Below are 26,556 nucleotides of genomic sequence, written 5' to 3'. Positions count from 1 at the left end.
GCGCGACGATGACCGCCACCCGCTGGCTCGCCGAGTACGCGTGGCTGCCCGACCGGCCCGGGCCCACCGCCGACGTGCTGATCGAGGCCGACGGCGGCCGGCTCACCGCCGTCGCCCCGCTGTCGGCCGGCGGCGCGCCCACCGCCGGGGTCGAGGTGCTGGCCGACGCCGTACGGCTGCCCGGGCTGACCCTGCCCGGCCTGGCCAACGCCCACTCGCACGCGTTCCACCGCGCCCTGCGCGGGCGCACCCAGGGCGCGGACGGCGGGCCGGGCGGACAGGGCGGGCGGGGCGACTTCTGGAGCTGGCGCGACCGGATGTACGAGGTGGCCGCCCGCCTCGACCCGGACAGCTACCTGGCCCTGGCCCGCGCCGCGTACGCCGAGATGGCCCTCGCGGGGATCACCTGCGTCGGCGAGTTCCACTACCTGCACCACGGCCCCGACGGGGCCCGCTACGCCGACCCGAACGCGATGGGCGCGGCCCTGATCGAGGCCGCCGCCCAGGCCGGCGTCCGGCTCACCCTGCTCGACACGCTCTACCTGACCGCCACCGTGGACGGCGCGCCGCTCGCCGGCCCACAGCGGCGCTTCGGCGACGGCGACGTCGACGGGTGGTCCGACCGGCACGACCGGCTGACCGCCGCGCGACAGGGCCGGCCGCACGCCCGGATCGGGGCGGCGCTGCACTCGGTGCGGGCGGTGCCGGCCGACCAGATCGCCACCTTCGCCGCCCGCAACGAGGGGGTGCCGCTGCACGTGCACCTGTCCGAGCAGCCGGCCGAGAACGACGCCTGCCGGGCCGCGCACGGGGTCACCCCGACCCGGCTGCTGGCCGACCGGGGGGCGCTCACCCCGGCCACGACCGCCGTGCACGCCACCCACCTCACCAGCGCCGACGTGACGCTGCTCGGCGACGCCGGCACCGGCGTCTGCCTCTGCCCGACCACGGAACGGGACCTGGCCGACGGGATCGGGCCGGCGCGGCGGCTCGCCGACGCGGGCATCGCCCTGAGCCTGGGCAGCGACAGCCACGCCGTCGTCGACCCGTTCGAGGAGGCGCGGGCGGTGGAGCTGGACGAGCGGCTGCGCACCCGCCGCCGGGGGCACTTCGCCCCGGCGGAGCTGCTGACCGCCGCGACCGTGGCCGGGCACGCCGCGCTGGGCTGGGCCGACGCCGGCCGGCTCGCCGTCGGGGCCCGCGCCGACCTGGTGACCGTGCGCCTGGACAGCGTCCGCACCGCCGGGGTGCCGCCGGTCGGTGCGTTCTTCGCGGCGACCGCCGCCGACGTCGCCTCGGTGGTCGTCGACGGCCGGCAGGTCGTCGCCGACGGGCGGCACCTGACCGTGGACGTGCCGGCCGCGCTGCGCGCCGCCATCGGGGCGGTGACCCGGTGATCGGCAGCCTGCTGGTCGACGACATCGGCGAGCTGGTCACCAACGTGGCCGGCACCGGCGACGGCGGCCCGCTGGGCCTGCGCCGCGACGCCGCCGTGCTGATCGAGGACGGGCGGGTCGCCTGGGTCGGGCCGGCGCGCTACGCGCCCGCCGCCGACCGCCGCGTCGACGCGCAGGGCGGCGCGGTCCTGCCGGGCTTCGTGGACAGCCACGCCCACCTGGTCTTCGCCGGGGACCGGGCCGCCGAGTTCGCCGCCCGGATGGCCGGCGAGCCGTACACGGGCGGGGGCATCCGCGCCACGGTCGGCGCGACCCGCGCCGCCTCCGACGGCCAACTGCGGGCCACCGTGCGCCGACTGGTCGGCGAGGCGATGCGGCAGGGCACCACCACGATCGAGACCAAGAGCGGGTACGGCCTCACCGTCGCCGACGAGGCCCGGTCGCTCCGGATCGCCGCCGAGGTGACCGCCGAGACGACGTTCCTCGGCGCGCACGTCGTCCCCGCCGAGTACGCGGGCCGCCCCGACGACTACGTGGGCCTGGTCTGCGGGCCGATGCTCGCCGCGGCCGCGCCGTACGCCCGCTGGGTCGACGTGTTCTGCGAGCGGGGCGCGTTCGACGCCGACCACGCGCGGGCGATCCTCACCGTCGGGCAGGCCGCCGGGCTGGGGGTGCGGCTGCACGCCAACCAGCTCGGCCCCGGCCCGGGGGTGCAGCTCGGGGTGGAGCTGGGCGCGGCCAGCGTCGACCACTGCACCCACCTGTCCGACGCCGACGTCGACGCGCTCGCCGGCTCGCCGACCGTGGCCACCCTGCTGCCGGGGGCGGAGTTCTCCACCCGGTCGCCGTACCCGGACGCGCGGCGGCTGCTCGACGCAGGCGCGACCGTGGCGCTGGCCACCGACTGCAACCCCGGGTCGTCGTACACCTCGTCGATGCCGTTCTGCGTCGCGCTCGCCGTACGCGAGATGCGGATGACCCCGGCGGAGGCCGTGTGGGCCGCGACCGCCGGGGGCGCGCGGGCGCTGCGCCGCGACGACGTCGGGGTGCTGCGGCCCGGCGCGCGGGCCGACCTGATCGTCCTCGACGCCCCGTCCCACCTGCACCTGGCCTACCGGCCCGGTGTTCCCCTGATCCGCCAGGTCCTGCACAACGGAGTGCCGCAATGTCGATCGTGACCGTCCAGCCCACCGGGGTCTCCCCCGCCGACGTGCTCGCCGTGGCGCGCGGCGCCGCGAAGGTCGTCCTCGACCCGTCCACCGTGGCGGCGATGGCCACCAGCCGGTCCATCGTGGACGGCATCGAGGCCGCCGGCCGCCCCGTGTACGGCGTCTCCACCGGGTTCGGGGCCCTGGCCAACACGTTCGTCGCGCCCGATCGGCGGGCCGAGCTGCAGCACGCGCTGATCCGCTCGCACGCCGCCGGGGTGGGCGCGCCGATGCCCCGCGAGGTGGTCCGGGCAATGATGCTGCTGCGGGTCCGCTCGCTGGCGCTGGGCCGCTCCGGGGTCCGCCCGCTCGTCGCCGAGGCCCTGGTGGACCTGCTCAACGCCGACGTCACCCCGTGGGTGCCGGAGCACGGCTCGCTCGGCGCGTCCGGCGACCTGGCCCCGCTCGCGCACTGCGCGCTGGTGCTGCTCGGCGAGGGCTGGGTGCTCGGCCCGGCCGGCGAGCGCCTGCCCGCCGCCGACGCGCTGGACGCGGCCGGGCTGGCCCCGGTCGAGCTGGCCGCGAAGGAGGGGCTCGCGCTGATCAACGGCACCGACGGCATGCTCGGCATGCTGCTGCTGGCGATCCGCGACGCGGCCCACCTGTTCACCATGGCCGACGTGACGGCCGCGCTGGCCATCGAGGCGATGCTCGGCTCGGAGCGGCCGTTCCTGCCGGAGCTGCACGCGATCCGGCCGCACCCCGGCCAGTCCGTGTCGGCCGCGAACATCCACCGGCTGCTCCAGGACTCCGCCGTGATGGACTCGCACCGCGACGACCTGGCGCACGCCGTGCAGGACGCGTACTCGATGCGCTGCGCGCCGCAGGTGGCCGGGGCCGCCCGCGACACGCTCGACTTCGTCCGCGCGGTCGCCGACCGGGAGCTGGTGTCCGTGGTGGACAACCCGGTCGTGCTGCCCGACGGCCGGGTCGAGTCGACCGGCAACTTCCACGGCGCGCCGCTCGGCTTCGCCGCCGACTTCCTGGCCATCGCCGCCGCCGAGGTGGGGGCGATCGCCGAGCGGCGGGTCGACCGGCTGCTCGACGTCACCCGCAACCGGGACCTGCCGGCGTTCCTCTCCCCCGACGCCGGGGTCAACTCCGGGCTGATGATCGCCCAGTACACGGCCGCCGGGATCGTCGCGGAGAACCGCCGGCTCGCCGCGCCCGCCTCGGTGGACTCGCTGCCGACCAGCGGCATGCAGGAGGACCACGTGTCGATGGGCTGGGCGGCGACCAAGAAGCTGCGCACCGTGCTGGACAACCTGACCAGCCTGCTCGCCGTGGAGCTGCTGGCCGCCGTGCGGGGCCTCCAGCTGCGCGCCCCGCTCACGCCGTCCCCGGCCGGGCGGGCGGCCCTCGCGGCGCTCGGCGGAGCCGCAGGTGAGCCGGGGCCGGACGTCTTCCTCGCCCCGCTGATGGAGGCCGCCCGCGCCGTGGTGGCCGGGCCGGAGCTGCGGGCGGCGATCGAGCGGCAGATCGGCCCGCTGGGCTGAGCGTCGCCGTCCCGCCCGGCCGCCCGTCCCGCCTGGCCGCGCCGGCCCGCGCCTTGCCCGGCCGCCCCCGCCCCGCGCCGCCTCGCCCGCGCCGCCTCAGCTCCCGAGGATCGCCACGCCGATAAGGACCGGCACCGCCGCCACGGTGGACAGCAGCACCGCGTCCCGGGCCAGCACGACGCCCCGGTCGTAGCGGACCGCGTAGACGAAGACGTTCTGCGCGGTCGGCAGCGCGGCCGTGACCGTGCAGGCCAGCACCGTCGGCTGCGGCAGCCCCAGCGCGTACCGCGCCACGAGGTACGCGACGACGGGCTGGGCCAGGGTCTTCAGCGCGACGGCCAGCCACACGTCCCGCCCGGTGTCCCCGGAGCCGGGCCGGGGCGCGCCGTGCAGCGACAGCCCGTACGACAGCAGGGCGGCGGGCACGGCCATCGCCGCCACCAGCTCCACCGGCCGCAGCACGGGCTCCGGCGGCAGCCAGCCGGTCAGGTTGACGGCCAGGCCCAGGGCGCAGCCCACCGTGACCGGATTGGCCAGCGGCGCGACCACCGACCGGGCCACCGACCGCCGACCACCGACCGCCGTGTCCAGCACGGCGAAGGCGACCGGTGTCATCACGACGAGCTGGAACATGATGACCGGCGCGATGAACGACGCGTCGCCGAGGACGTACACCGCGACGGGGATGCCGATGTTCGCCGCGTTCACGTACGACGACGTGAGCGCCCCGATCGTGGCCTCCGCCGCCGGACGCCGCCACAGCAGCCGCGCGACCAGCACGAACACCGTCGCCACGACGGTGGTGCCCGCGACCGTGACGACCAGGGCGGCCGAGAAGACCTCGCGCAGGTCGGCGTGGGCGACCGTGTCGAACAGCAGCGCCGGGGCCGCGACGAAGAACGCCACCCGGGACAGCACGGTGGACGCCCCCGGCCCGAGCACGCCGAGGCGGCCCACCAGGTAGCCGACGCCGATGACGGCACCGATGACGGCGAAGCCCGTCAGCACACCAGGCACGTCGCTCCCCGGCCGACCGCCGCCCGCCCCGCCGTCAGGCCGCCGGCGGCAGCACCTTCGCGACCAGCTTCGCCAGCTCGCGCAGCGCCTTGCCCCGGTGGCTGATCGCGTCCTTCTCCTGCGGGGTCAGCTCCGCGTTGGTGCGGTCCTGGCCGTCGCCGAGGAAGATCGGGTCGTACCCGAAGCCGCCCTCGCCGCGCGGCGCGCGCAGCAGCCGACCGGCCTGGCGGCCGTCGACCAGGTGCTCCTTGCCGCCGGGCAGCACCAGGGCCACGGTGCAGACGAAGGACGCGCCCCGGTGCTCGTCGGGCAGGTCGGCGATCTGGTCGAGCACCAGCTCCAGGTTGGCCCGGTCGTCGCCGTGCTTGCCGGACCAGCGGGCGCTGAACACCCCCGGCATGCCGTTGAGCGCGTCCACGGCGAGGCCGGAGTCGTCGGCGATGGTCGGCAGGCCCGTGCGCCGGCAGCCCTCCCGCGCCTTGATCAGCGCGTTCTCGCCGAAGGTCAGGCCGGTCTCGGGCAGCTCCGGGTATTCCTCGACGTCGTCGAGGCCGAGCAGGGCGACCCGGTGCGCGCCGAGCGCGCCGTCGAGGATCCGCTGCAGCTCGACGAGCTTCTTGCGGTTACGGGTGGCGAGCAGGACCTTCGTCATGAGAGTGCCTTCCGCTGGGCGTCGGCCAACTCCGCGCAGCCGGCGACGGCCAGGTCGAGCAGGGCGTCGAGCTGGTCGCGGGCGAAGACGCCGGACTCGCCCGTGCCCTGCACCTCGACGAACTCGCCGGTCCCGGTGCAGACCACGTTCATGTCGACCTCGGCGGCCACGTCCTCTTCGTAGCAGAGGTCCAGCCGGGCCTCGCCGGCGATCACGCCGACGCTGACGGCGGCGACGGAGCGGTGCATCACCTTCTCCGGCTTGCCGGCCAGCGCCTTGCGGGCGGCCAGCCAGGTCACCGCGTCGTGCAGCGCCACGTACGCCCCGGTGATGGCCGCGGTGCGGGTGCCGCCGTCGGCCTGGAGCACGTCGCAGTCGAGGACGACGGAGTTCTCGCCGAGGGCCTTGAGGTCGATGGCGGCCCGCAGGCTGCGGCCGATCAGCCGGGAGATCTCGTGGGTGCGCCCGCCGACCTTGCCCCGGACGCTCTCCCGGTCGGAGCGGGTGTTCGTGGCGCGGGGCAGCATCGCGTACTCGGCGGTCACCCAGCCGAGCCCGGAGCCCTTGCGCCAGCGGGGCACCCCCTCGGTGACGCTGGCGGTGCAGAGCACCCGCGTCCCGCCGAACTCGACGAGCACGGAGCCCTCCGGGTGGGTGCTCCAGCCCCGGCTCAGGGTCACCGGTCGGAGTTGGTCGGGCCGCCGCCCGTCAGGTCGCGCCATCCCTGCACCCTATGCGGTGCGGCGGACGGGGCCGCCGCGGGTCCCGCCCTGCGCGCTCGCGTCGGCGCACGCCGGATCGGCGCGCCCGCCGGCCCAGCGCGATCGGCGCGCCCGCCGGCCCAGCGGTTAGGAAGGGACCCCTGTACAACAGAATGCGTTAACAGGGGGCCCCTCCTTACATCCAGGCGGCCGGCAGGACGTCGGCCGGCTCCCCGGCGGACCGCACCGCCCGGTAGTGGCCGATCAGCTCGTCGCCGACGGCCGACCAGCTCCGCCGCGCGACGAGGGCCCGCGCGGCGGCCCCGTACGCGGCCCGGCGGGCGGGGTCCGCGGCCAGCTCCGCGACGGCGTCGGCCAGCGCCACCGGGTCGCCGGGCGACACCAGCAGGCCGGTGACGCCGGGCTGGACGAGGTCCACCGGGCCGCCGCTGGCGGGTGCGACGACCGGCACCCCGCTGGCCGCCGCCTCCTGGATCGTCTGGCCGAAGGTCTCGTGCGGCCCGGTGTGCACGAACACGTCGAGGCTGGCGTAGAGGCGGGCCAGCGCCGCGCCCTGCTGCACGCCGAGGAAGGTCACCCCGGGCAGGGCCCGTTCGAGGTGCCGGCGGGCCGGGCCGTCGCCGGCCACCACCACCCGTACGCCGGGCAGCCGCGCGGTGGCCGCGAGCAGGTCGACCCGCTTCTCCGGGGCCAGCCGGCCGACGTACCCGACGAGGACCCGGCCGTCCGGGGCGAGCGACCGGCGCAGCGCCGGGCAGCGGTGGTCCGGCCGGAAGCGCTCCGCGTCGACGCCGCGCCGCCACAGCCAGATCCGCTCGACGCCGTTGGCGATGAGGTCGGCGGCGGCCCGGGTGGACGGGGCGAGGGTCCGCCCGGCCGCGTTGTGGATCTCCCGGAGCCGACGCCAGGCCGCCGCCTCACCCCAGCCGACCCGGTACGCGCGGGCGTACGCGGCGACGTCGGTCTGGTAGACGGCGACGGTGGGCAGCCCGTGCCGGGCGGCCAGGGTGGCGGCGCGGGCCCCCAGCACGAACGGGCTGGCGAGGTGCACCACGTCCGGCCGGTGGGCCAGCAGCGCCTCCGCGAGCCGCCCGCCGGGCACCCCGACCCGGAACCCCCGGTAGCGGGGCAGCGGCACGCTCGGGATGCGCACCACGGGGTACGGCTGGCGGTCGGCCGCCGCCCGGCGCGCGGCCGGCGGGGCGGGCGCGATGACCAGCGGCTGGTGCCCCCGGTGCAGCAGGTGCTCGGCGCTGCGCACGACGGAGTGCGCCACGCCGTTGACGTCCGGGGGAAACGACTCGGTCACGAGGGCGATCCGCATGGCCTCACCGTGCGGGCGGCACGGATGCGCCAGGCGACGGGCCGCTGACGGCCCGGCGAACAGTACGGCACAACCCGGCGGCGGTGCCGCCCGGCGGGTCAGACGTCGTAGCAGGCGCCGGCGCGGACCACTTCCAGCGGCCCGTCGTACGCCGTGCCGGCCGCCTCGACGGTGTGCGCCTCGCTGCCCCACGCGGCGACCAGGTGGGTCAGCAGCAGCCGCCCCACGCCGGCCTTGGTGGCCGCCTCGCCGGCTTCCCGGCCGGTCAGGTGCAGGTCCGGCGGGTTCTCCACCCCGTCGAGGTAGCTGGCCTCGCAGAGGAAGAGATCGGCGTCCTGGGCCAGCCGCAGCAGCGCCTCGCAGGGCGCGGTGTCGGAGGAGTAGCAGAGCACCCGGCCGTCGTGCTCCAGCCGCACGCCGTACGTCTCGATCGGGTGGTTCATCCGGTCGACGGTGACGGTGAACGGGCCGATCGGGAAGGTGCCGGGCTGGAGGCCGTAGAACTGGTAGACGTCCTCGACGGTGCTGTCCTCCTGGCCGTAGGCCAGGGCGAGCCGGTCCGGTGCGCCGGAGGGGGCGTAGACGGGCAGGGCCGGGTACGGGCCGTCCGGGGCGTACCGCCGCACCACCACGTACGAGGCGGCGTCGAGCATGTGGTCGCAGTGCAGGTGGGTGAGGATGATGGCGTCCGGGGCGTGCAGCCCGGCGTAGCGCTGGAGGGTGGAGAGCGCGCCGGAGCCGAAGTCGACCAGCAGCCGGAAACCCTCGGCCTCGACCAGGTAGGCCGAGCACGGGGAGTCTGGTCCGGGAAAGCTCCCGGCACAGCCCAGGACGGTCAGTCTCATGGAGTCGTCCCGCTGTCACATACCGTAGTCGTCACGTCGGCCGCCGCTCCGTCGATGATCTTTACCGACGCGTACGACACGCTGCGCAGCCTACGCTGACGCACCCCGGCGCAAGAATCATCTGCTGGAAGTTGTCACGAACGTGACACCCCCGGCCCGTCTCCGGGTCAGTGACGACGAACGGGCCGCGCCGGTCACCCGGTCACGGCCCGTCAGCGTCGACCCGCCCGTCAGCGGCCCGCAGGGCCCGTCGACTGGCCCGTCGTCACGCCCAGAGCTGCCCTTCCAGGGCCTCCTCGGCGTCGGCGAGGGTGCCGCCGTACGCGCCGGTGCTCAGGTATTTCCAGCCGCCGTCGCAGACCACGAACGCGACGTCGGCGCGGCGGCCGTCGCGGACCGCCTCGTGCGCCACCGCGAGGGCGGCGTGCAGGATCGCCCCGGTGGAGAAGCCCGCGAAGATCCCCTCCACCTCGACGAGCTGCCGTGTGCGCAGCACGGCGTCCCGGGTGCCGACGGAGAACCGCCGGGTCAGCACCGTGGCGTCGTAGAGCTCCGGGACGTAGCCCTCGTCGATGTTGCGCAGCCCGTAGACCAGCTCGCCGTAGCGCGGCTCGGCGGCGACGATCTGGATGCCGTCGACCTTCTCCCGCAGGTAGCGGCCGGTGCCCATGAGCGTGCCGGTGGTGCCCAGCCCCGCCACGAAGTGGGTGATCGTGGGCAGGTCCTGGAGCAGCTCGGGGCCGGTGGTCTCGAAGTGCGCCCGGGCGTTCGCCTCGTTGCCGTACTGGTAGAGCATCACCCAGTCGGGGTGCTCGGCGGAGATCTGCTTGGCGGTGGCGACGGCCTGGTTCGAGCCGCCGGCGGCAGGCGAGAAGATGATCTCCGCGCCGTACATCCGGAGCAGCTGGACGCGCTCGGTCGAGACGTTCTCCGGCATGACGCAGACCAGCCGGTAGCCTCGCAGCTTGGCCACCATGGCCAGGGAGATGCCGGTGTTGCCGCTGGTCGGCTCCAGGATCGTGTCGCCGGGGCGCAGCCTGCCGTCGGACTCCGCCCGGCGGACCATGAACAGGGCCGCCCGGTCCTTGATGCTGCCGGTCGGGTTCCGGTCCTCCAGCTTCGCCCACAGCCGCACCGGCGGTGCCCCCTCGGGCACCACCGGCGACAGCCGCGGCAGCCCCACCAGGGGCGTGCCGCCGCAGGCGTCCAGCAGGCTGTCGTAGCGCGCCATCGCCGGCCGCCTCAGCGGACGACGGCGCGCGGGGTCACCGAAGGCGGAACGACCGCCGCCGCGGCGCCGTGCGAGGCGATCGCCGCCGCCGCCGCGAAGCCGAACGCGCCGCCGGCCACGGCCGGCAGGATGGTGACGCTGTCGCCGTCGTTGAGCTTGGCGTCGAGCGCGCCGAGGAAGCGGACGTCCTCGTCGTTGACGTAGACGTTGACGAACCGGTGCAGCACGCCGGCGTCGGTGACCAGGCGGGCCCGCAGGCCGCCGTGCCGGGAGTCCAGGTCGGTCAGCAGGTCGCCCAGGGTGTCGCCGGCGCCCTCGACGACCTTCGCGCCGCCGGTGTACGTGCGCAGGATGGTGGGGATGCGAACCTCGATGGCCATGGTGTCTCGTACTCCTTGTTCGGGTGTGCGGTCTGCACGGTGACGGGAAGAGAGGGAATGTCGCGGGGCCGCTGGGTCAGCGGTCGGAACACTCGTAGTCGACCGTCGCCGGGCTCTGCCCGAACATGTAGGACTGGACGGCGTGCGGGTCCACGGCGGCGTCCACGATCTCCACCGGCTCCTCGGTCACCACGCCGTCGACGATCCGGAAGGACCGGATCTCCTCGGTGTCGGGCTCGCGGGTGGAGACGAGCAGGTAGTGAGCCCCCGGCTCGCCGGCGAAGGCGACGTCGGTGCGGGAGGGGTAGGCCTCCGTGGCGGTGTGCGAGTGGTAGATCACCACCGGCTCCTCGTCACGGTCGTCCATCTCCCGCCACACCCGCAGGTGCTCCATCGAGTCGAACTCGTAGAACGTCATGGAGCGGGCGGCGTTCTCCATCGGGATGTGCCGGGTCGGGGTGTCACGGCCGGCGGGGCCGGCGACCACGCCGCACGCCTCGTCCGGGTGGTCCCGACGCGCGTGGGCGACGATCGCGTCGATGATCGACCGGTCGATGCTCAGCACGCCGCCCAGCGTAGCCCCTCGCCGACGCCCGCAGCGAGGTGGCGCGGGTCACGGTCAGTCGATCATGGCGTTGAGCAGGGATTCCTGGAGATAGCCGAGATAGGCGTAGACCGAAAGCTGGAACACCCGGCTCGACGACGGGTCGGCGGCCACCGCCTCGTCCAGCTCCGCGCCGAGGTCCGTGCCGTCCTTGATCTCCAGCCGGACGCCCATCGCGAGGCGGGCGTCGTTGAGGGCCCGCAGCCACGCCTCGGCCGCCTCGGCGTCGAGCTGCACCTCGCCACCGGCGGAGTCGGGCAGCGCGGCGAGGACCGCCCCGGCCTGGTCGATCTTGCCGGTCTTCAGGTCGCCCTCGGTGTACTTGCGGAACTCGGCCGTGCCCGCCGAGTCGTCCGGGTAGACCTCGGGGAAGAGCCGGCCGACCACCGGGTCGGTGTGGTCGAAGCCCTCGGTGAGCAGTCCCACCACCTCGGAGGCCACCTTGCGCAGCACCCGGACCTCGTCCACGGCCAGCGTGGCGACATACCGCTCGCCCCGGCGACGGAACATGCTCACGACCTCTCCACCGTGGCCCACAGCCCGTACGCGTGCAGCTGCGCCGCGTCGTGCTCCATCCGCTCCCGGGCCCCGCTGGAGACCACCGCCCGCCCCTTGTGGTGCACGTCCAGCATGAGCTTCTCGGCCCTCTCCCGGCTGTAGCCGAACAGCTTCTGGAAGACCCAGGTCACGTACGACATCAGGTTGACCGGGTCGTCCCACACGATCGTCACCCATGGCCGGTCGGAGACCGGCACCTCTTCGGTGTCCGGGGTCTCGACCGGCGCAACCTGCGGAGCCGCCATGCCCCCCATCGTGCCACCGGTCGCGGGGAAGCGATGAACCGGAACGCCGGACGGGCCCGGATCCGCCGCCGCGCCGGCGCACCGGGCCGGCCCGGCCGGGCACCGCCGCCGCGCGGCGGGCCCGCCGTCAGGCGAGCAGGATGCCGTGGTCGAGGGCATCGGCCAGCACCGTGCCGAGCGAGAGGCGGACCGCCTCGAACCGCCGGGACACCTCCCGGGTCAGCTCCAGCTCGACCTCGCGCAGCGCCCGCTGCGCCCAGGCCCGGGCACCGCCCGGGTCGTCGTTGCCGGGGCCGCGCCAGCGCTGCCAGCACGGGCCGGAGAGCGCCACGGCGACCGGCGGGAGCACCTCGGCGCGCTCCGCGCCCGGGTAGCCGCGCAGCGCGTCGGCCGCGCCGGGGCCGGCCAGCTCCGCCACCCCGGCGGTGCTGGTGACCAGCAGCACCCGGTCGAGGCCCTGGCCCGCCGGATGGTCGTCGAGCCCGAACCGCACGGCCTCGACGATCCGCCGCCGTACGCCGTCGGAGACCGGGCCGCCGAGGACCCGCTCGGCGGCATCGTCGCAGATGCCCCGCACGGCCTGGTCGCACAGGGCGGTGGCGAGCAGGGAGAGCGCCTCAAGCTCCCGGTCGAGCAGTTGCGGCAGCCCGGCGCACCCGACCCCGAAGACGATCTCCTGCACCACCCGCAGGTGCATGTCGGCCAGCTCCAGGGCGACGTCCTGCCGGATCCGCTGGGCGCAGGACCGGGCCTGCCGCTCGAGCTGCCCGGCCCAGTCGGTCGCCTCCACGCCGGGCAGCACCGGCACCCGGTCGTGCGCGCCGGGCGGCTCCGGCGGCTGGGCGCTGCCCCGGCGCAGCCCCTCGTCGGCGGCCCACCCCACGATGGCCCGGCGCAGCGCCTCGGTGTCGTCCGGGCGGGCCGGGTACCACCGCGCGCGGGCCAGCCCGGGCACGGCGGCGAGCAGCGCGGCGCGGTGCGCGGCGACCACCGCCCCGGCCGGATCCACCGCCCCGGCCAGCTCGGACGGCGGCCCGGCCAGCTCGGGCGGCCCGGGCGACTCGGGCGAGTCAGCCGGCGCGGGCGGCGCGGCCCAGCCCGACAGCCCCGGGGTGACGACGACGAAGACCTCTGCCGACGAGCCGGCGACCTCGGCCAACAGGTGCCGCTCGGCGGCGGTGAACGCCTGGTCGGCGGCGATCACGAAGAGCAACGCCCCGGCCCGGCCGACCGCGTCGAGCAGCAGCCGCCCGCCGGCGAGGCCGAGGGTCCCGGTGTCGGGCGTGTCGACCACGGCGAAGCGCCGCAGCAGCGGCTCGGCGACGGTCAGCTCGACCCGGCGCGGCGGTCGGGCCAGCGCCGGGCCCGCCGCCGAGCCGTCCGGCGCGTACGCGTGCGGCTGCCGGTAGCCCGGCACGTACGCGGCCCGCGTCGACACCCGGGCGTGGTCGACCAGCAGCCAGCTCCCGGGTGGCACGGCGAGCCGCTCCGGGGCGAGCCCCAGCAGGGCGGCGAGCACGTCCCGGCGCGCGGCGCCGGCCGGGCCGGCGGCGACCACGGCGATGGGCTCGCCCGCCGGCGGCTCGGTGACCCCGAGCCGGGTGGGCAGCGGGACGCGACGCGGCGGGGCGGCGGGACCGCCCGGCTCGTCGGGCACGTCGACCCCGGGGATAGGGCCCGGCTTCATCAGCGGCCTCCCGGTGCGGGCGGCCGCGGGGGGACCCGGCCGCGTGGATCATCCGGCGGTGGCACCCGGATGCAGAAAGGCTACGCTTTTCGGACAGCTTGTTCGCACCCGTCGGATACTCACCGGTAGTCGACCGGTTACTCAACTCTCCGCGTGACGGTGCCCGCACGGACGAATGACGGTCGATATGCTGCCCGGATGAGTCGGTGGGAATTCGTCGGCCGCCGCGCCGAGCTCGACCACCTGCTGGTCGCGGCGACCGGCGCGGCCGAACGCGGGCTCTTCCTCAGCGGCTCCGCCGGGGTCGGCAAGAGCCGGCTGCTGCGCGAGGCGCTCGCCGCCGTCCCCGCCGACGGGCACGCCGTCTGGTCGGTCTCGGCCAGCGCCACCACCGCCGCCCTGCCCTTCGGCGGCATGGTCCAGGTGCTTCCCGCCGAGCCGCCGCAGGGGCTCTCCCCCGCCGGCGTGCTGCGCTGGGCGGTCGGCCAGCTGCAACAGCAGGCCGCCGGGCGGCGCATCGTCCTGGCCGTCGACGACGCGCACCTGCTCGACCCGCCCTCGGCCGCGCTGGTGCACCTGGTCGCCCGCGCCGAGAACACCACGGTGATCGGGACGCTGCGCGACGGCGAGCAACTGCCGCTGCCCATCCGGGCGCTGTGGACCGACGGCCTGGTCGACCACGTGGAGCTGGCCCCGCTGGGGCGCTCCGACACCGTCGGGCTGCTCGCCGCCATCCTCGGCGGCCCCGTCGACGCGGGCTCCGCCGACCGGCTGTGGCGGCTCTCCGGCGGCAACCCGCTGCTGCTGCGCGAGCTGGTCATGGCCGCGCCGGCCGACGAGCTGACCCGCACGTACGGCGTCTGGCGGTGGACCGGGCGGCTGGCGCTGGCCCCCAGCCTCACCGACCTCATCGACACCCGCATCGGGCGGCTCACGCCGGGCGTGCGGGCGGTGCTGGAGCTGGTCGCCTTCGGCGAGCCGCTCGGTCTGCACCTGCTCGACCAGGCGGTGGAGCCGGCCGACGTGGAGACCGCCGAGGAACGCGGGCTGATCGCGGTGGAGCACAACGACCGCCGGATCGACGTGCGGCTGGCGCACCCGCTCTACGGGGAGATGATGCGCCGCCGCTGCCCCGTCAGCCGCACCCGCCGCCTGCAGGCCCGCCTGGCCGAGCTGCTGGAGGCGGTGGGGGCCCGCCGCCGCGACGACCTGCTGCGGGTGGCGGTCTGGCGGCTCGACTCCGGCACCGCACAGGACCCGGCGCTGCTGCTCGGCGCGGCCGCGCAGGCGTTCACCCGGTACGACGTACCCCTGGCGACCCGGCTGGCCCGGGCGGCGCTGGACGCCGACGGCGGCTTCGACGCCGCGGAGCTGCTGGCCACCCTCCTGATGTTCGCCGACCGGCCGGAGGAGGCGATCGCGATGCTCGACTCCGTCGCGCCGGACGCGACGGAGCAGGCGAGGTGCGTGCGGTGGCTGACCGTCCGCGGGATGGTCAGCTACTGGGGGCTCAGCCGGGAGTCCACCGTCGACGAGATCGCGGCGCGCGGCGCGGAGCTGACCGACGCCACCGACCGGGCCCGGGTGCGCGCCTTCGAGGCGATCATGCGGCTGCACCGGCTGGACACGGCGCAGGCGGTGCGGCTGGCCCAGGCGGTGCTGGACCGCCCGGCCGCCGGCGTGGCCGCCCGCGAGCTGGCCCGCTGTACCCTCGCCCACCTCCAAGCCGCGCAGGGGCAGTTCGCCCGCAGCGGCGCGGCCATCGAGCAGGTGCAGGCCGAGGCGGCCCGCTGGCGCGGCGACATGCCCTACCTCCAGCTCGCGCTGGAGCTGGCCCGGGGCACCCGGCTCGCGCTCGCCGGCGACCTGGCCGGCATCGACGCCATCGTGGCCGACGAGTTCGCCGACCTGGCCGGGGCGGGTGACTTCCGGCTCGGCACCGGCTACCTGGCCATCCTCCGGGCGTACGCGGCACGGCTGCGCGGCAGCAGCGGCACGGCGCTGAAGACGGCCCTGGAGGCGTGCGCGGTGCTCGCCACCAGCCGGGTGTACGCGGGCCTGGCACACGCCGAGCGGGCGCAGGCGGCGGTACTGCGGGGCGACGCCGCGCACGCCGCCGAGGCGATGGCCGAGGCGGACCGCACCCACGCCCCCGGGATGGCGGTGCTCTACCCCTGGCTGGAGCAGGCCCGGGGCGCGGTGCTCGCCGTGTGCGGCGACCCGGCCGGCGCGACCAAGCACCTCGCCGCCCTCGCCGACCGGCTCCGCGACGACGGGCTCACCGGCCACGAGCTGCTCGTCCTGCACGACCTGGTGCGGCTGGACGCCGCCGCCACGCCCGTGGGACCGACCTGCACCGACGGCGGCCGGCGGACGGTCGCCCAGCGGCTCGCCGAGCTCAGCGAACGGGTCGACGGCCCGCTGCCGCCGCTGCTGGCCCGGTACGCCCGGGCCGCCGTCGCCGGCCCGGCCGACGACCTGCTCGCGGTCGCCGACGGCCTCGCCGCGCTGGACCTGCGGGTCTGGGCCGCCGAGGCGGCCGCGACCGCGGTGCACCGGCTGCGCGCGGGCCGCTCCGGCGCGGCGCTCGCCGCGCACGAGCGCCTCGGCGAGCTGCTCGGGCTGTGTGACCAGGTCGACACCCCCGCGCTGCGGCTCGGGGAACCCGCCCTGACCGACCGGGAGTGGGAGGTTGCCCGGCTCGCCGCCGAGGGGGTCACCAGCCGCGCCATCGGGGAGCGGCTCTTCCTGTCCAGCCGCACGGTCGACAACCACCTGCACCGGATCTACCACAAGCTCGGCGTGACCGGCCGGGCCGAGCTCCGTGCCGCCCTGCGCTGGCTGCCCGGCTCCGCCAGCGGGCGGCTCTCCCCGGGCTCCGCAGGCGGCCGGCCCCTCCCCGGCCCCGCCGGTGGGCGGCCCTTCCCGGGCCAGGAGGGCGAGCCGGGGAGGTGAACTCTAGGCTGGGCAGGTGAGCACCTTTCGCCCCGCGCTGCTGACCGACCACTACGAGCTGACCATGGTCAGCGCCGCCCTGGCCGACGGCACCGCCGACCGCCCGTGCGTCTTCGAGGTCTTCAGCCGTCGGCTGCCCACCGGCCGCCGCTACGGGGTGGTGGCAGGCACCGCCCGGCTGATCGACATGATCCGCGACTTCCGCTTCTCCGCCGACGAGGTCGACTTCCTGCGCCGCACCGGCGTCGTCGACGACACCGGCGCCGACTGGCTGGCCCGTTACCGCTTCACCGGCGACATCGACGGATACGCCGAGGGCGAGCTGTTCTTCCCCGGCTCGCCGATCCTCACCGTCTCCGGCGGCTTCGCCGAGTGCGTCGTGCTGGAGACGCTGGTGCTGTCGGTGCTCAACTACGACTGCGCGGTCGCCGCGGCCGCCGCCCGGATGGTCACCGCCGCGCGGGGCCGCGCGCTGATCGAGATGGGCTCCCGGCGGGCCCACGAGGAGGCGGCCGTCGCCGCGGCGCGGGCCGCCTACCTCGCCGGGTTCCGGTTCACCTCCAACCTGGCCGCCGGCCAGCGCTACGGCATCCCGACCGCCGGCACCGCCGCGCACGCGTTCACCCTGCTGCACGACGACGAGCGGGCCGCGTTCGCCTCGCAGGTCGCCACGCTGGGCGAGGACACCACGCTGCTGGTCGACACGTACGACATCAGCCAGGGCATCCGCAACGCCATCGCCGTGGCCGGGCCCGAGCTGCGGGCCGTCCGGATCGACTCCGGCGACCTCGCGGTGATCGCCCAGCAGTCCCGCGAGCTGCTCGACTCGCTCGGCGCCACCGAGACGAAGATCATCGTCTCCGGCGACCTCGACGAGTACGCCATCGCCGCGCTCGCCGCCGAGCCCGTCGACATGTACGGGGCGGGCACGGCCGTCGTCACCGGCTCCGGCGCGCCCACCGCCGGGCTGGTCTACAAGCTGGTCGAGGTGGCCGGGCGGCCGGTGGTCAAGCGCTCCGAGCACAAGGCCACCATCGGCGGCCGGAAGGTCGCGGTACGCCGGCACAAGCCCACCGGCACGGCGACCGAGGAGGTCATCGTGCCGCAGGGCGTGCCCGACCGGCAGCCGCACGACCGGCTGCTGCAGCGGACGTACGTGGCCGGCGGCGAGCCGGTCGAGCCGCCCACGCTGGACGAGTCGCGGGAACACCTGCGGCAGTGCCTCATCTCGATCCCCTGGGAGGGCCTCAAGCTCTCCGCCGGCGACCCGGCGGTCCCGGTGACCGTCGTCCCCGCCGGCTGACCGCCCCGCCCGCCACCGACCTACCGCGAAGGAGCACCCCTGGCATGGCGAACGCGCTGATCATCGTCGACGTGCAGAACGACTTCTGCGAGGGCGGCTCCCTCGCGGTGGCCGGCGGTGCCGGCGTCGCGGCGGGGATCTCCCGGCTGCTGGCCACCGAGCCCGACCGCTGGGACCACGTGGTGGCGACGAAGGACTACCACGTGGACCCGGGCGCGCACTTCGGCAACCCGCCCGACTACGTCGACTCCTGGCCCGCGCACTGCGTCGTCGGCACGCCCGGCTCGGAGTTCCACCCCGAGCTGGCCACCGACCGGATCGAGGCGATCTTCCACAAGGGCGAGCACGCGGCGGCATACTCCGGCTTCGAGGGGCACGCCGCAGACGGCGAGCGCCTCGCCGACTGGCTGCGCGCCCGCGGGGTCGCCCGGGTCGACGTGGTCGGCGTCGCCACCGACCACTGCGTCCGGGCCACCGCCCTGGACGCCGCCCGGGAGGGGTTCGCCACCACCGTGCTGCTCGACCTCACCGCCGCCGTGGCGCCCGCGACCCTGGACGTCGCCCTCCGGGCGATGGACGGCGCCGGGGTGGTGATGACCGGCACGCCGGTGATCACGGCCACCTGAGCGGGTAATCCGCTGGCGGGTGTCACACCCCCGGTCGAGGATGTCGGGCGGAGGTGTCCCACCGTCGTGAACATGTCGCCCTACCGGCAGGCGCTCGCCCTGCCCGGCCTCCGGTCGCTGCTGCTGGTGTCCGTGCTCGCCCGCGTCCCGCTCACCGCGACCGGAGTGACCATCACCTTCCACGTGGTGCTCGACCTCGGCCGGGGCTACGGCGCGGCCGGCCTGGTCGGTGCGGCGATGACCGTCGGCGCGGCGCTCGGCGGCCCGCTGCTCGGCCGGCTCGTCGACCGGCGCGGCCTGCGGCCGGTGCTCGTGCTGACCACCGTCGCCGAGGCGATCTTCTGGTCCACCGCGCCGACGCTGCCGTACCCGGTGCTGCTGCCGGCGGCGTTCGTCGCCGGCCTGCTCGCCCTGCCGATCTTCTCGGTGATCCGGCAGTCCATCGCCGCGCTCGCGCCGCCCGAGCACCGCCGCCCAGCGTACGCGCTGGACTCGATGTCGATGGAGCTGTCGTTCATGGTCGGCCCGGCCCTCGCCGTGGCGATGTCCACCGCCGTGTCCGCCCGGGTCACCCTCTACGCGGTCGGCGCGGGCATCGTCGCCGCCGGCGTCACCCTCTGGCTGCTCGACCCGCCCACCCGCGCCGCCGACGAGCCCGCCACGCAGCGGCGACGGGTGCCCGGCCGGGAGTGGCTGACCGGCAGGCTGGTCGCCGTCCTCGCCGTGAGCCTCGCCACGACCCTGGTGCTCGGGGGCACCGACGTCGCGGTGGTCGCCGTGCTGCGTGCCGGCGGCGAGGTCGGCTGGACCGGGGTGGTGCTCGCCGCGTGGGCGGTCGCGTCGCTGGTCGGCGGCTTCGCGTACGGCGCGGTCAGCCGCCCGGTCTCGCCCCTGGCCCTGGTCGCGGTGCTCAGCCTGTGCACCATCCCCGTCGGGCTCGGCGGGGCGCACTGGTGGCTGCTCTGCCTCGCCCTCGTCCCGGCCGGGATGCTCTGCGCGCCGACGCTCGCCGCGACGGCCGACACGGTCAGCCGGCTCGTCCCCGCCGACGTGCGGGGCGAGGCGATGGGCCTGCACGGTTCGGCGGTGACGGTCGGCATCGCCCTCGGTGCGCCGCTGGCCGGCGCGGTCATCGACGCTTCCGCCCCGCCGTGGGGCTTCGTGGTCACCGGCGCGATCGGGCTGCTGGTCGCCGCCGCCGTGCTCCCCGCCGAACTGCGCCGCCGCACCACTCGGACGATGGCCACTCCGACCGTGGCCACCCCGACCGTGGCCACCCCGACCGTGGCCACCCCGACCGTGGCCACCCCGACCGTGGCCACTCCGACGGTGGCCGCCCCGGCTCCCGCGTCGGACCCGATCCCGCCGCTTCCGGCCGAACCGGTCCCCGCGTCACCGGCTCCTGCTGCATCGGCCTCCGCCGGCCCCGGCGTCACCGGTTGACCCGCTGGGCACGGTGACACGGCGTGCACGGTGGGGGCCGGTCGGCACCGCCGCCCCGCGCCTGATCGCCCCGCCATGTCGGCGACATAGCGGTATCCCACCCCCTCCAACCCCGCCATGTCGCCGACATGGCGAGCGGCCCAAGCGGGCTGGCCGGGACGGGGCAGGCGGGGGCGGGTTAGCCGGGCCTAATCCCGGCGGGACGCTCCAGCCGTCGCGCGCCGCCCAGTCGTCCCGGTGATCAAGAGAAGAGTGTCAAAGTTGATCTCAACGGTGACGTGAACCTCTTGATCACCGCAGTGGGGGCGCCCAGTGCTCGCCCCTCGTCAGGAGGCGGGTGGTGGGAGGCGGGTGGCGGGAGGTGGCGCGCGCAGCCCGCAGGGCACGCGGCGGGGCAGGCCGTGGGGGCAGCGCGGTGGGACAGCGCGTTCGGGGCAGCGCCTGGCCTCGGGTGGAAGGGCCCGGACGGCGACGGACGCCGCACCCCTGGGGGTGCGGCGCCCGTCGTACGGGTTGACCGGGGCGGGTCAGCGCTGGTCGAGGTTGCCCGCCTTGTCCTCCTGGTAGCTGGCCCCGTTGTCGGATTCGCTGGTCAGCGGCTTGGAGCCGCCCTCCGGCGGGCCGGCGAGGCTCTGGCCGGCGGCCAGCTCGGGGAACTTCGCGTCGAACGCGGGGCGCTCGGAGCGGATCCGGGGCATCCGGTCGAAGTTGCGCAGCGGGGGCGGCGAGGTGGTCGCCCACTCCAGCGAGTTGCCGTGGCCCCACGGGTCGTCGACCTCGACCACCGGGCCGGTCTTGTACGACTTCCAGCAGTTCCAGATGAACGGCAGGGTCGAGATGCCGGTGATGAACGCCCCGATCGTGGAGATCATGTTGAGCGTGGTGAAGCCGTCCTGGGGCGCGTAGTCGACGTACCGCCGGGGCATGCCCTCGTTGCCCAGCCAGTGCTGCACCAGGAACGTGGTGTGGAAGCCGATCATCGTCAGCCAGAAGTGGATCTTACCCAGGCGCTCGTCGAGCATCCGGCCGAACATCTTCGGGAACCAGAAGTAGATGCCGGCGAAGACGGCGAACACGATCGTGCCGAAGAGCACGTAGTGGAAGTGCGCCACCACGAAGTACGAGTCGTGCACGTGGAAGTCCAGCGGCGGGCTGGCCAGGATCACGCCGGTGAGGCCGCCGAAGAGGAAGGTCACCAGGAAGCCGATGGCGAAGAGCATCGGCGTCTCGAAAGTGATCTGGCCCCGCCACATGGTGCCGATCCAGTTGAAGAACTTCATGCCGGTCGGCACGGCGATCAGGTAGCTCAGGAAGCTGAAGAACGGCAGCAGCACCTGGCCGGTGGAGAACATGTGGTGCGCCCAGACGCTCATCGACAGGGCGGCGATGGCGATGGTCGCGGCGACCAGCCCCTTGTAGCCGAAGATCGGCTTGCGGGAGAAGACCGGGATGACCTCGGTGATGATGCCGAAGAACGGCAGCGCGATGATGTACACCTCGGGGTGGCCGAAGAACCAGAAGAGGTGCTGCCACAGCATCGGGCCGCCGGTGGCCGGGTCGTAGACGTGCGCGCCGAGCAGCCGGTCGGCGGCGAGCGCGAAGAGCGCGGCGGCCAGCAGCGGGAAGATCAGGATCGCCAGCAGGCTGGTGACCAGCATGTTCCAGGTGAAGATCGGCATCCGGAACATCGTCATGCCGGGGGCGCGCAGGGTCAGGATCGTGGTGATCAGGTTGACCGCGCCGAGGATGGTGCCCAGACCGGAGATGGCCAGGCCGACGACCCACATGTTCGCGCCGACGCCCGGCGAGTGCTCGGCGGTGCTCAGCGGGGTGTACGCGGTCCAGCCGAAGTCGGCCGCGCCACCCGGGGTGATGAAGCCGGCGGTCGCCATCGTGCCGCCGAACAGGTAGAGCCAGTACGCGAAGGAGTTCAGCCGCGGGAACGACACGTCCGGGGCGCCGATCTGCAGCGGCACCACGTAGTTCGCGAAGGCGAACACGATCGGCGTCGCGAAGAACAGCAGCATGATCGTGCCGTGCATCGTGAACAGCTGGTTGTACTGCTCCGGCGACAGGAACTGCAGCCCCGGGCGGGCCAGCTCGGCCCGCATGATCAGCGCCATCAGGCCGCCGATCATGAAGAACGCGAACGCGGTGACCATGTACATGATCCCGATCTGCTTCGCGTCCGTGGTGCGCAGCAGCCGCGCGATTGCCGACCCCTTGACCGGCTCTCGGACCGGCCAGGGCCGGGTCACGACCGGCTTGGGTGCGACGGTGGTCACGAGTGGCCTCCGGTTCTGGGTTGTCCCGCTCGGCACGCCCTGGTTATCTGCGAGCCGTCATCCGCAAGGAGGATAGTCCCCGGCAGGTGGGGGTGCCGCGTGGGGTGGCCGGCTACGATCACGCCCCGTTCGCGCGCGCTCGCGCGGGCGCGACCGAGGCGCGACCGACCGCCCCGCGCGCGCCGGGGCGACCCACGGCCCCGCTCACACCGGCTTGACCAGCAACCCGTAGTGCGCGCCGAAGATCTCCGCCCCGCGCCGGCGCAGGAACGGGTCGCGCAGGGCCGGCGGCACGTCGCGGGTGCGGTTGCGGTCCCGGGTCCGGTCCCGCACCCACTGGGTACGCGGCCGACGGCGGCTCTCGTACGCGACCAGCGCCTCCTCGACCGTGTCGGTGGTGGTCAGCGACTCGGCCAGCACGACGGCGTCCTCCAGGGCCATGGCGGTGCCCTGCGACAGGGTGGGCGCGGTGGCGTGCGCGGCGTCGCCGACGAGCAGCACCCGCCCCCGGGACCACCGGCCCAGCTCGACCTCCTCGGTGATGCCGACGTGCACCTGCTCCAGGGCGTCGAGCACCTCGGGCACCGGGCCGGCGTACGCGCCGAACAGCTCGGTCAGCCGCGTGATGGGGTCGGCGGGGGCGGCGGTGCCCACCTCGTCGGCGTAGCAGTAGAGCCGGCCGGCCCCGAGCGGCACGACGAGGAAGCCGGCCTGCTGGCCGAGCAGGGCGGTCCACTCGTCGACGCGCGGGCCGCCCCGGACGACGCCGCGGTAGACGACGTGCCCGGCCGGGCGGGGCGGCCCGCCGAGCGCGGCGAGGGCGCGCACCGCCGAGCGGGGGCCGTCGGCGCCGATCACCAGGTCGTACTCGGCGGTGGTGCCGTCGGCGAAGGTGATGCCGACGGCGGCCGGCAACAGCTCGACCTCCCGCACCTCGACGTCGTGGCGGACCTCGCCGCCGGCCCCGGTGAGCAGCACCCGGTGCAGCTCCGACCAGGGCAGCGCGCGGCATTCGCCGACGTCCGCCCAGAGCGAGCCCAGGTCGACCTCGCAGAGCGGGTCGCCGGCGGCGTCGAGGAAGCACTGCCGGCGGATGACCTGCCCGAGGGGACGCACGGGGCCGTCGAGGTCGAGCCCGCGCAGGGCGCGGGCCGCGTTGCCGGGCAGGTAGAGACCGGTGTCGACGAGGGCCGAGGCCGGCAGGCGCTCGGTGACGTCGGGCCGGAGGCCCACCCTCCGCAGTGCCCGGGCCACGGCCAGACCGGCGATGCCCGCACCGACGACGAGGATGCGCAGGGGGGAGCCACCCATCGTGGTGTACGCCTCCGGGGGGTAGCGGCACGCGTTGGAGGCAAGACACTACTCGGTGCGATCGACGCACGCCAGGGCCGTTCGTCTCGGGCGGGTCGACCCTCGACGGGTTGCGTCGATTGCCGGGGGACGGCCCACGGACCGGCCGGCTGGGCGAAGAAGTTGTTCCGCGAGGTGAACGCCGTTCCGTCGGTGCGCCGATCCATCGACGACCACTAAAGTGTCGGGGGTGACGGCGGACGACGCGCACCGGGCGGTGAAGTCGGCCGGTCGCACGCTGGACGTGCTGGAGGCGCTGGCGGCGGCCGGCGGCCCGCGCCCACTGGGCGAGCTGAGCCGGACGCTCGGCATCCCCAAGAGCAGCCTGCACGCGCTCCTGCGCACCCTGCTGTCGCGGGGTTGGGTGGAGACCGACGACGGCGGCGGCCGGTTCGCGCTCGGCCTGCGGGCCCTGGAGGTCGGCGCGGCGTACCTGGGGCGCGACGGCGCGACGGGCCTGCTGGGCGGCGTGCTCGACCGGCTGACGGCCCGGTTCGGCGAGACCGCGCAGCTGTTCCGGCTCGACGGCGGGTCGGTGGTGCTGCTGGCCCGGCGGGAGTCGCCGCACGCGCTGCGCGCGTACCACCCGATCGGCTGCCGGCTGCCGGCGCACGCCACGGCGGCGGGCCGGGCGCTGCTCGCGCAGCGGCCGGACGACGCGGTGGACCGGCTGCTGAGCTGGCCGCTGCCGGCCCGGACGGCGAGCACGGCGACGGGGTCGGCGTGGCTGCGCGCCGAGCTGGCGGCGGTGCGCGAGCGGGGCTGGGCGGCGGAGGCGCAGGAGTGCGACCCGGGGCTGGCGGCCGTCGCGGTGGCGGTGCCGCTGCAGCAGCCGGCGACGGAGGCGATCGCGCTCTGCGCGCCGGTCGCGCGGCTGGGGCCGCAGACCCGGGCGCGGATGGCCGCCGCGCTGGTCGAGGCGGCCGCGCGGGTGGGCGCGGGGCGACCCCTGCTGGCCGGGGATTCGTGGCCGCCGTTCGACGGGCCGAACGGCGATCCTCCGCTAGCTTAACCGTTTCATTTGCGCAACGGTTTCAAACATGTAAATGTGTCGGCGGAGCGTGGGAGCGCTCCCGCACCGCACACCGACCCGTCCCGTCCCGACCCGTCCCGAGCGTTTCGCCGTCGCAGCAAGGAGCATCATGAAGCGTCCACTCCGCGCACTCGCGGCCGCCGGCCTCCTCGCGGCCGCCTCGATCGTCGCCGTCGCCGTCGGCGGCACCGCCTCCGCCGACACCCAGATCTGCGAGCAGTTCGGCTCGACGGTCATCGGCGGCAAGTACGTCGTGCAGAACAACCGCTGGGGCACCACCGCCCAGCAGTGCATCAACGCCACCAGCACGGGCTTCGAGATCACCACCCTCAACGGCAGCAGCCCGACCAACGGCGCGCCGACCGCGTACCCGTCGATCTTCGTCGGCTGCCACTACACGAACTGCTCGCCGGGGACCAACCTGCCGGTGCAGGTCAGCCAGATCAGCAGCGCCCCCGGCAGCATCAACTACCGCTACGTCAGCGGGGCCATCTACAACGCCTCGTACGACATCTGGCTGGACCCGAGCCCCAAGCGGGACGGGGTGAACCAGATGGAGATCATGATCTGGCTCAACCGGCAGGGCCCGATCCAGCCGATCGGCTCCCCGGTGGGCAACGCCAACATCGCCGGCCGCAACTGGGAGGTCTGGCGCGGCAACAACGGCGGCAACAACGTGATCTCCTACGTCGCGTCGTCGGCGATCCCCAGCCTGAGCTTCGACGTGCTGCACTTCATCAACGACACCCGCAACCGCGGCGCGATCACCAACTCCTGGTACCTGACCAGCATCCAGGCCGGCTTCGAGCCCTGGCAGGGCGGCGCCGGACTGGCCGTGACGAACTTCTCGCAGAGCGTCAACACCGGCGGCACCCCGCCCACCACCAACCCGACGCCTCCCCCGGGCACCGGCGCCTGCGCGGTGAAGTACACGGCCAACTCGTGGAACAACGGCTTCACCGCCGACGTGCAGATCACCAACACGGGCACGGCGACGCTCAACGGCTGGACGCTCAACTACAACCTGCCGGGCGGGCAGCAGATCACCGGCTCGTGGAACGCCACCGTGTCCCAGAGCGGCTCGGCCGTGACGGCCCGCAACATCAGCCACAACGGCACGCTCGCCCCGGGCGGCACGGCCACCTTCGGCTACCAGGGCACGCTGAGCGGCGCGTACTCGTCGCCGAGCAGCTTCACCCTCAACGGCATGACCTGCACCCGCTCCTGACCAGCCACCGCACGACGGGGGCGGCCCGGTCTCGGGCCGCCCCCGCGCCGTGGGCCGGCCCCCAACCCCGCCCCCGGGTGGTGGACGTCAGCCGCCGAGGGCGTCGATGTCGCGCATCTCCTCGGCGGTCAGCGAGAAGCCCCAGATGTCGGCGTTGGCGCGGATCCGCTCCGGGGTGGCCGACTTCGGGATCACCACGATCCCGTGGTCGACGTGCCAGCGCAGCACCACCTGGGCCGGCGACACGTCGTGCGCGGCGGCGATCCGGGTCAGCACCGGGTCGGACAGGTCGGTGGTCTTGAACGGGCTGTACCCCTCCAGCACCACGCCCCGGTCCCGGTGCTCGGCGTGCCGCCGCCGGTCGTACAGCGCGGGACCCCAACGGATCTGGTTGACCGCCGGGACCTCCCCGGTGGCCTGGATCAGCTCGTCGAGCTGCGCGGTGCCGTAGTTGCTCACCCCGACGGCGCGGGTCAGGCCCTCGTCCCGCGCGGCGAGCAGTTCCCGCCACACCGGGATGCTGTCCGACGCCGCCGACGGCGGCCAGTGAATCAGCCAGAGGTCGACGTGGTCGAGGCCCAGGGCGCGCAGGCTGGCCTCGATCGTCTCGCGCTCCCGACCCACCCGGTCGGGCGGCAGCTTCGTGGTGACGAAGACGTCCTCCCGGCGCAGGCCGCTGTCGCGGACCGCCCGGCCCACCTCCGCCTCGTTGCCGTACATGGTGGCGGTGTCGACGTGCCGGTAGCCGGCGTCGAGGGCCGCGAGCACCGCCGCGTGCCCGGCCTCGCCGGTGGCCTGCCAGGTGCCGAAGCCGAGCAGCGGCATCCGCACGTCGCCGGAAAGCAGAGCGGTGGGCTGGTCGAGGGTATCCATGGCCGCTGTCCTACCCCTGATCGGGCCGGCCATGCCCGCCGCGGCCCGCGCGGCGCGGCGCACCGGCTGCGCGACCGCCCGGTTCGGCGGAGAA

The 26,556-nt window shown here is 75.2% G+C and carries 23 protein-coding genes; 9 read left to right on the top strand and 14 right to left on the bottom strand.

Annotated features, from left to right (window positions below):
* The first annotated feature begins 8 nt into the window (after positions 1-8).
* The 3 genes from GA0070558_RS00540 to hutH are packed head-to-tail and all read left to right on the top strand — an operon-like array spanning position 9 to position 4,101.
* Positions 9-1,397 carry a formimidoylglutamate deiminase gene (locus tag GA0070558_RS00540; RefSeq protein ID WP_091274288.1) on the top strand — a complete coding sequence of 463 codons (1,389 nt, stop codon included), beginning with the start codon at positions 9-11 and terminating at the stop codon, positions 1,395-1,397.
* Entirely contained in the window at positions 1,397-2,575 is a 1,179-nt protein-coding gene (hutI, locus tag GA0070558_RS00535; RefSeq protein WP_091274749.1) for an imidazolonepropionase, read from the top strand. Before GA0070558_RS00540 ends, hutI begins: the two co-directional genes overlap by 1 nt.
* Positions 2,563-4,101, top strand: a complete 1,539-nt coding sequence (gene hutH, locus GA0070558_RS00530; protein ID WP_091274285.1) for a histidine ammonia-lyase — start codon at positions 2,563-2,565, stop codon at positions 4,099-4,101. The genes hutI and hutH overlap by 13 nt, the downstream gene beginning before the upstream one ends.
* Positions 4,102-4,197: 96 nt before the next feature.
* On the opposite strand, the gene GA0070558_RS00525 is transcribed toward hutH, so the two are convergent.
* The 11 genes from GA0070558_RS00525 to GA0070558_RS00475 all read right to left on the bottom strand — a co-directional run bounded on the left by GA0070558_RS00525 (position 4,198) and on the right by GA0070558_RS00475 (position 13,366).
* Entirely contained in the window at positions 4,198-5,118 is a 921-nt protein-coding gene (locus GA0070558_RS00525) for an AEC family transporter (protein ID WP_091274283.1), read from the bottom strand.
* 34 nt (positions 5,119-5,152) lie between these two features.
* The gene (gene rdgB, locus GA0070558_RS00520) at positions 5,153-5,770 is read right to left on the bottom strand and encodes an RdgB/HAM1 family non-canonical purine NTP pyrophosphatase (protein ID WP_043962179.1); all 618 of its coding nucleotides are present in this window, start codon (positions 5,768-5,770) and stop codon (positions 5,153-5,155) included.
* The gene (gene rph / locus GA0070558_RS00515) at positions 5,767-6,492 is read right to left on the bottom strand and encodes a ribonuclease PH (RefSeq protein ID WP_077936491.1); all 726 of its coding nucleotides are present in this window, start codon (positions 6,490-6,492) and stop codon (positions 5,767-5,769) included. The genes rdgB and rph overlap by 4 nt, the downstream gene beginning before the upstream one ends.
* Before the next feature lie 175 nt (positions 6,493-6,667).
* A complete protein-coding gene (locus GA0070558_RS00510; protein ID WP_077936490.1) occupies positions 6,668-7,816 on the bottom strand; it encodes a glycosyltransferase family 4 protein in 1,149 nt (382 codons plus the stop codon).
* A 98-nt stretch (positions 7,817-7,914) separates the two neighbouring features.
* Positions 7,915-8,661, bottom strand: coding sequence for an MBL fold metallo-hydrolase (locus GA0070558_RS00505; protein ID WP_091274279.1), 747 nt, complete (start codon positions 8,659-8,661; stop codon positions 7,915-7,917).
* A 265-nt stretch (positions 8,662-8,926) separates the two neighbouring features.
* Complete coding sequence (locus GA0070558_RS00500) at positions 8,927-9,892, bottom strand: PLP-dependent cysteine synthase family protein (protein WP_043962174.1); 966 nt, start codon at positions 9,890-9,892, stop codon at positions 8,927-8,929.
* Between the two features lie 11 nt (positions 9,893-9,903).
* Entirely contained in the window at positions 9,904-10,272 is a 369-nt protein-coding gene (locus GA0070558_RS00495) for a MoaD family protein (RefSeq protein WP_091274276.1), read from the bottom strand.
* Between the two features lie 76 nt (positions 10,273-10,348).
* Positions 10,349-10,837 (bottom strand): M67 family metallopeptidase, encoded by a 489-nt coding sequence (locus GA0070558_RS00490; RefSeq protein ID WP_091274272.1) that lies wholly within the window; start codon positions 10,835-10,837, stop codon positions 10,349-10,351.
* Positions 10,838-10,891: 54 nt separating this feature from the next.
* Positions 10,892-11,386: a DUF2017 domain-containing protein gene (locus GA0070558_RS00485; RefSeq protein WP_176734059.1), complete on the bottom strand. Its 495-nt coding sequence runs from the start codon at positions 11,384-11,386 to the stop codon at positions 10,892-10,894.
* Positions 11,387-11,388: 2 nt separating this feature from the next.
* On the bottom strand, positions 11,389-11,679 hold the full coding sequence (clpS, locus tag GA0070558_RS00480; protein WP_043962170.1) for an ATP-dependent Clp protease adapter ClpS: 291 nt from the start codon (positions 11,677-11,679) through the stop codon (positions 11,389-11,391).
* A gap of 127 nt (positions 11,680-11,806) precedes the next feature.
* Positions 11,807-13,366, bottom strand: coding sequence for a hypothetical protein (locus GA0070558_RS00475; protein WP_091274266.1), 1,560 nt, complete (start codon positions 13,364-13,366; stop codon positions 11,807-11,809).
* Between the two features lie 198 nt (positions 13,367-13,564).
* Between GA0070558_RS00475 and GA0070558_RS00470 the strand changes: the two genes are divergently transcribed.
* From GA0070558_RS00470 to GA0070558_RS00455, 4 genes are all read left to right on the top strand, one after another.
* Positions 13,565-16,321 (top strand): LuxR C-terminal-related transcriptional regulator, encoded by a 2,757-nt coding sequence (locus GA0070558_RS00470; protein WP_091274261.1) that lies wholly within the window; start codon positions 13,565-13,567, stop codon positions 16,319-16,321.
* A gap of 16 nt (positions 16,322-16,337) precedes the next feature.
* On the top strand, positions 16,338-17,624 hold the full coding sequence (locus GA0070558_RS00465) for a nicotinate phosphoribosyltransferase (protein ID WP_091274258.1): 1,287 nt from the start codon (positions 16,338-16,340) through the stop codon (positions 17,622-17,624).
* 44 nt (positions 17,625-17,668) lie between these two features.
* Positions 17,669-18,250: an isochorismatase family protein gene (locus GA0070558_RS00460; RefSeq protein WP_091274254.1), complete on the top strand. Its 582-nt coding sequence runs from the start codon at positions 17,669-17,671 to the stop codon at positions 18,248-18,250.
* 72 nt (positions 18,251-18,322) lie between these two features.
* Positions 18,323-19,693: an MFS transporter gene (locus tag GA0070558_RS00455; protein WP_256091694.1), complete on the top strand. Its 1,371-nt coding sequence runs from the start codon at positions 18,323-18,325 to the stop codon at positions 19,691-19,693.
* 527 nt (positions 19,694-20,220) lie between these two features.
* Here the strand turns inward: GA0070558_RS00455 and ctaD are convergent.
* Positions 20,221-21,978 (bottom strand): aa3-type cytochrome oxidase subunit I, encoded by a 1,758-nt coding sequence (gene ctaD, locus GA0070558_RS00450; RefSeq protein ID WP_043962167.1) that lies wholly within the window; start codon positions 21,976-21,978, stop codon positions 20,221-20,223.
* Positions 21,979-22,182: 204 nt separating this feature from the next.
* Positions 22,183-23,289 carry an FAD-dependent monooxygenase gene (locus tag GA0070558_RS00445; protein ID WP_091274246.1) on the bottom strand — a complete coding sequence of 369 codons (1,107 nt, stop codon included), beginning with the start codon at positions 23,287-23,289 and terminating at the stop codon, positions 22,183-22,185.
* A gap of 229 nt (positions 23,290-23,518) precedes the next feature.
* Between GA0070558_RS00445 and GA0070558_RS00440 the strand changes: the two genes are divergently transcribed.
* Both GA0070558_RS00440 and GA0070558_RS00435 read left to right on the top strand, forming a co-directional pair.
* A complete protein-coding gene (locus GA0070558_RS00440) occupies positions 23,519-24,340 on the top strand; it encodes an IclR family transcriptional regulator (protein ID WP_256091658.1) in 822 nt (273 codons plus the stop codon).
* Between the two features lie 130 nt (positions 24,341-24,470).
* The gene (locus GA0070558_RS00435; protein ID WP_077936476.1) at positions 24,471-25,589 is read left to right on the top strand and encodes a glycoside hydrolase family 12 protein; all 1,119 of its coding nucleotides are present in this window, start codon (positions 24,471-24,473) and stop codon (positions 25,587-25,589) included.
* An 87-nt stretch (positions 25,590-25,676) separates the two neighbouring features.
* On the opposite strand, the gene GA0070558_RS00430 is transcribed toward GA0070558_RS00435, so the two are convergent.
* A complete protein-coding gene (locus tag GA0070558_RS00430) occupies positions 25,677-26,462 on the bottom strand; it encodes an aldo/keto reductase (protein WP_091274242.1) in 786 nt (261 codons plus the stop codon).
* Between the last annotated feature and the right edge of the window lie 94 nt (positions 26,463-26,556).

The sequence above is a fragment of the Micromonospora haikouensis genome (assembly GCF_900091595.1).
GTDB lineage: Bacteria > Actinomycetota > Actinomycetes > Mycobacteriales > Micromonosporaceae > Micromonospora > Micromonospora haikouensis.
Note: the sequence above shows the minus strand (reverse complement) of the source record. Positions and strands in the feature narration are given on the sequence as shown.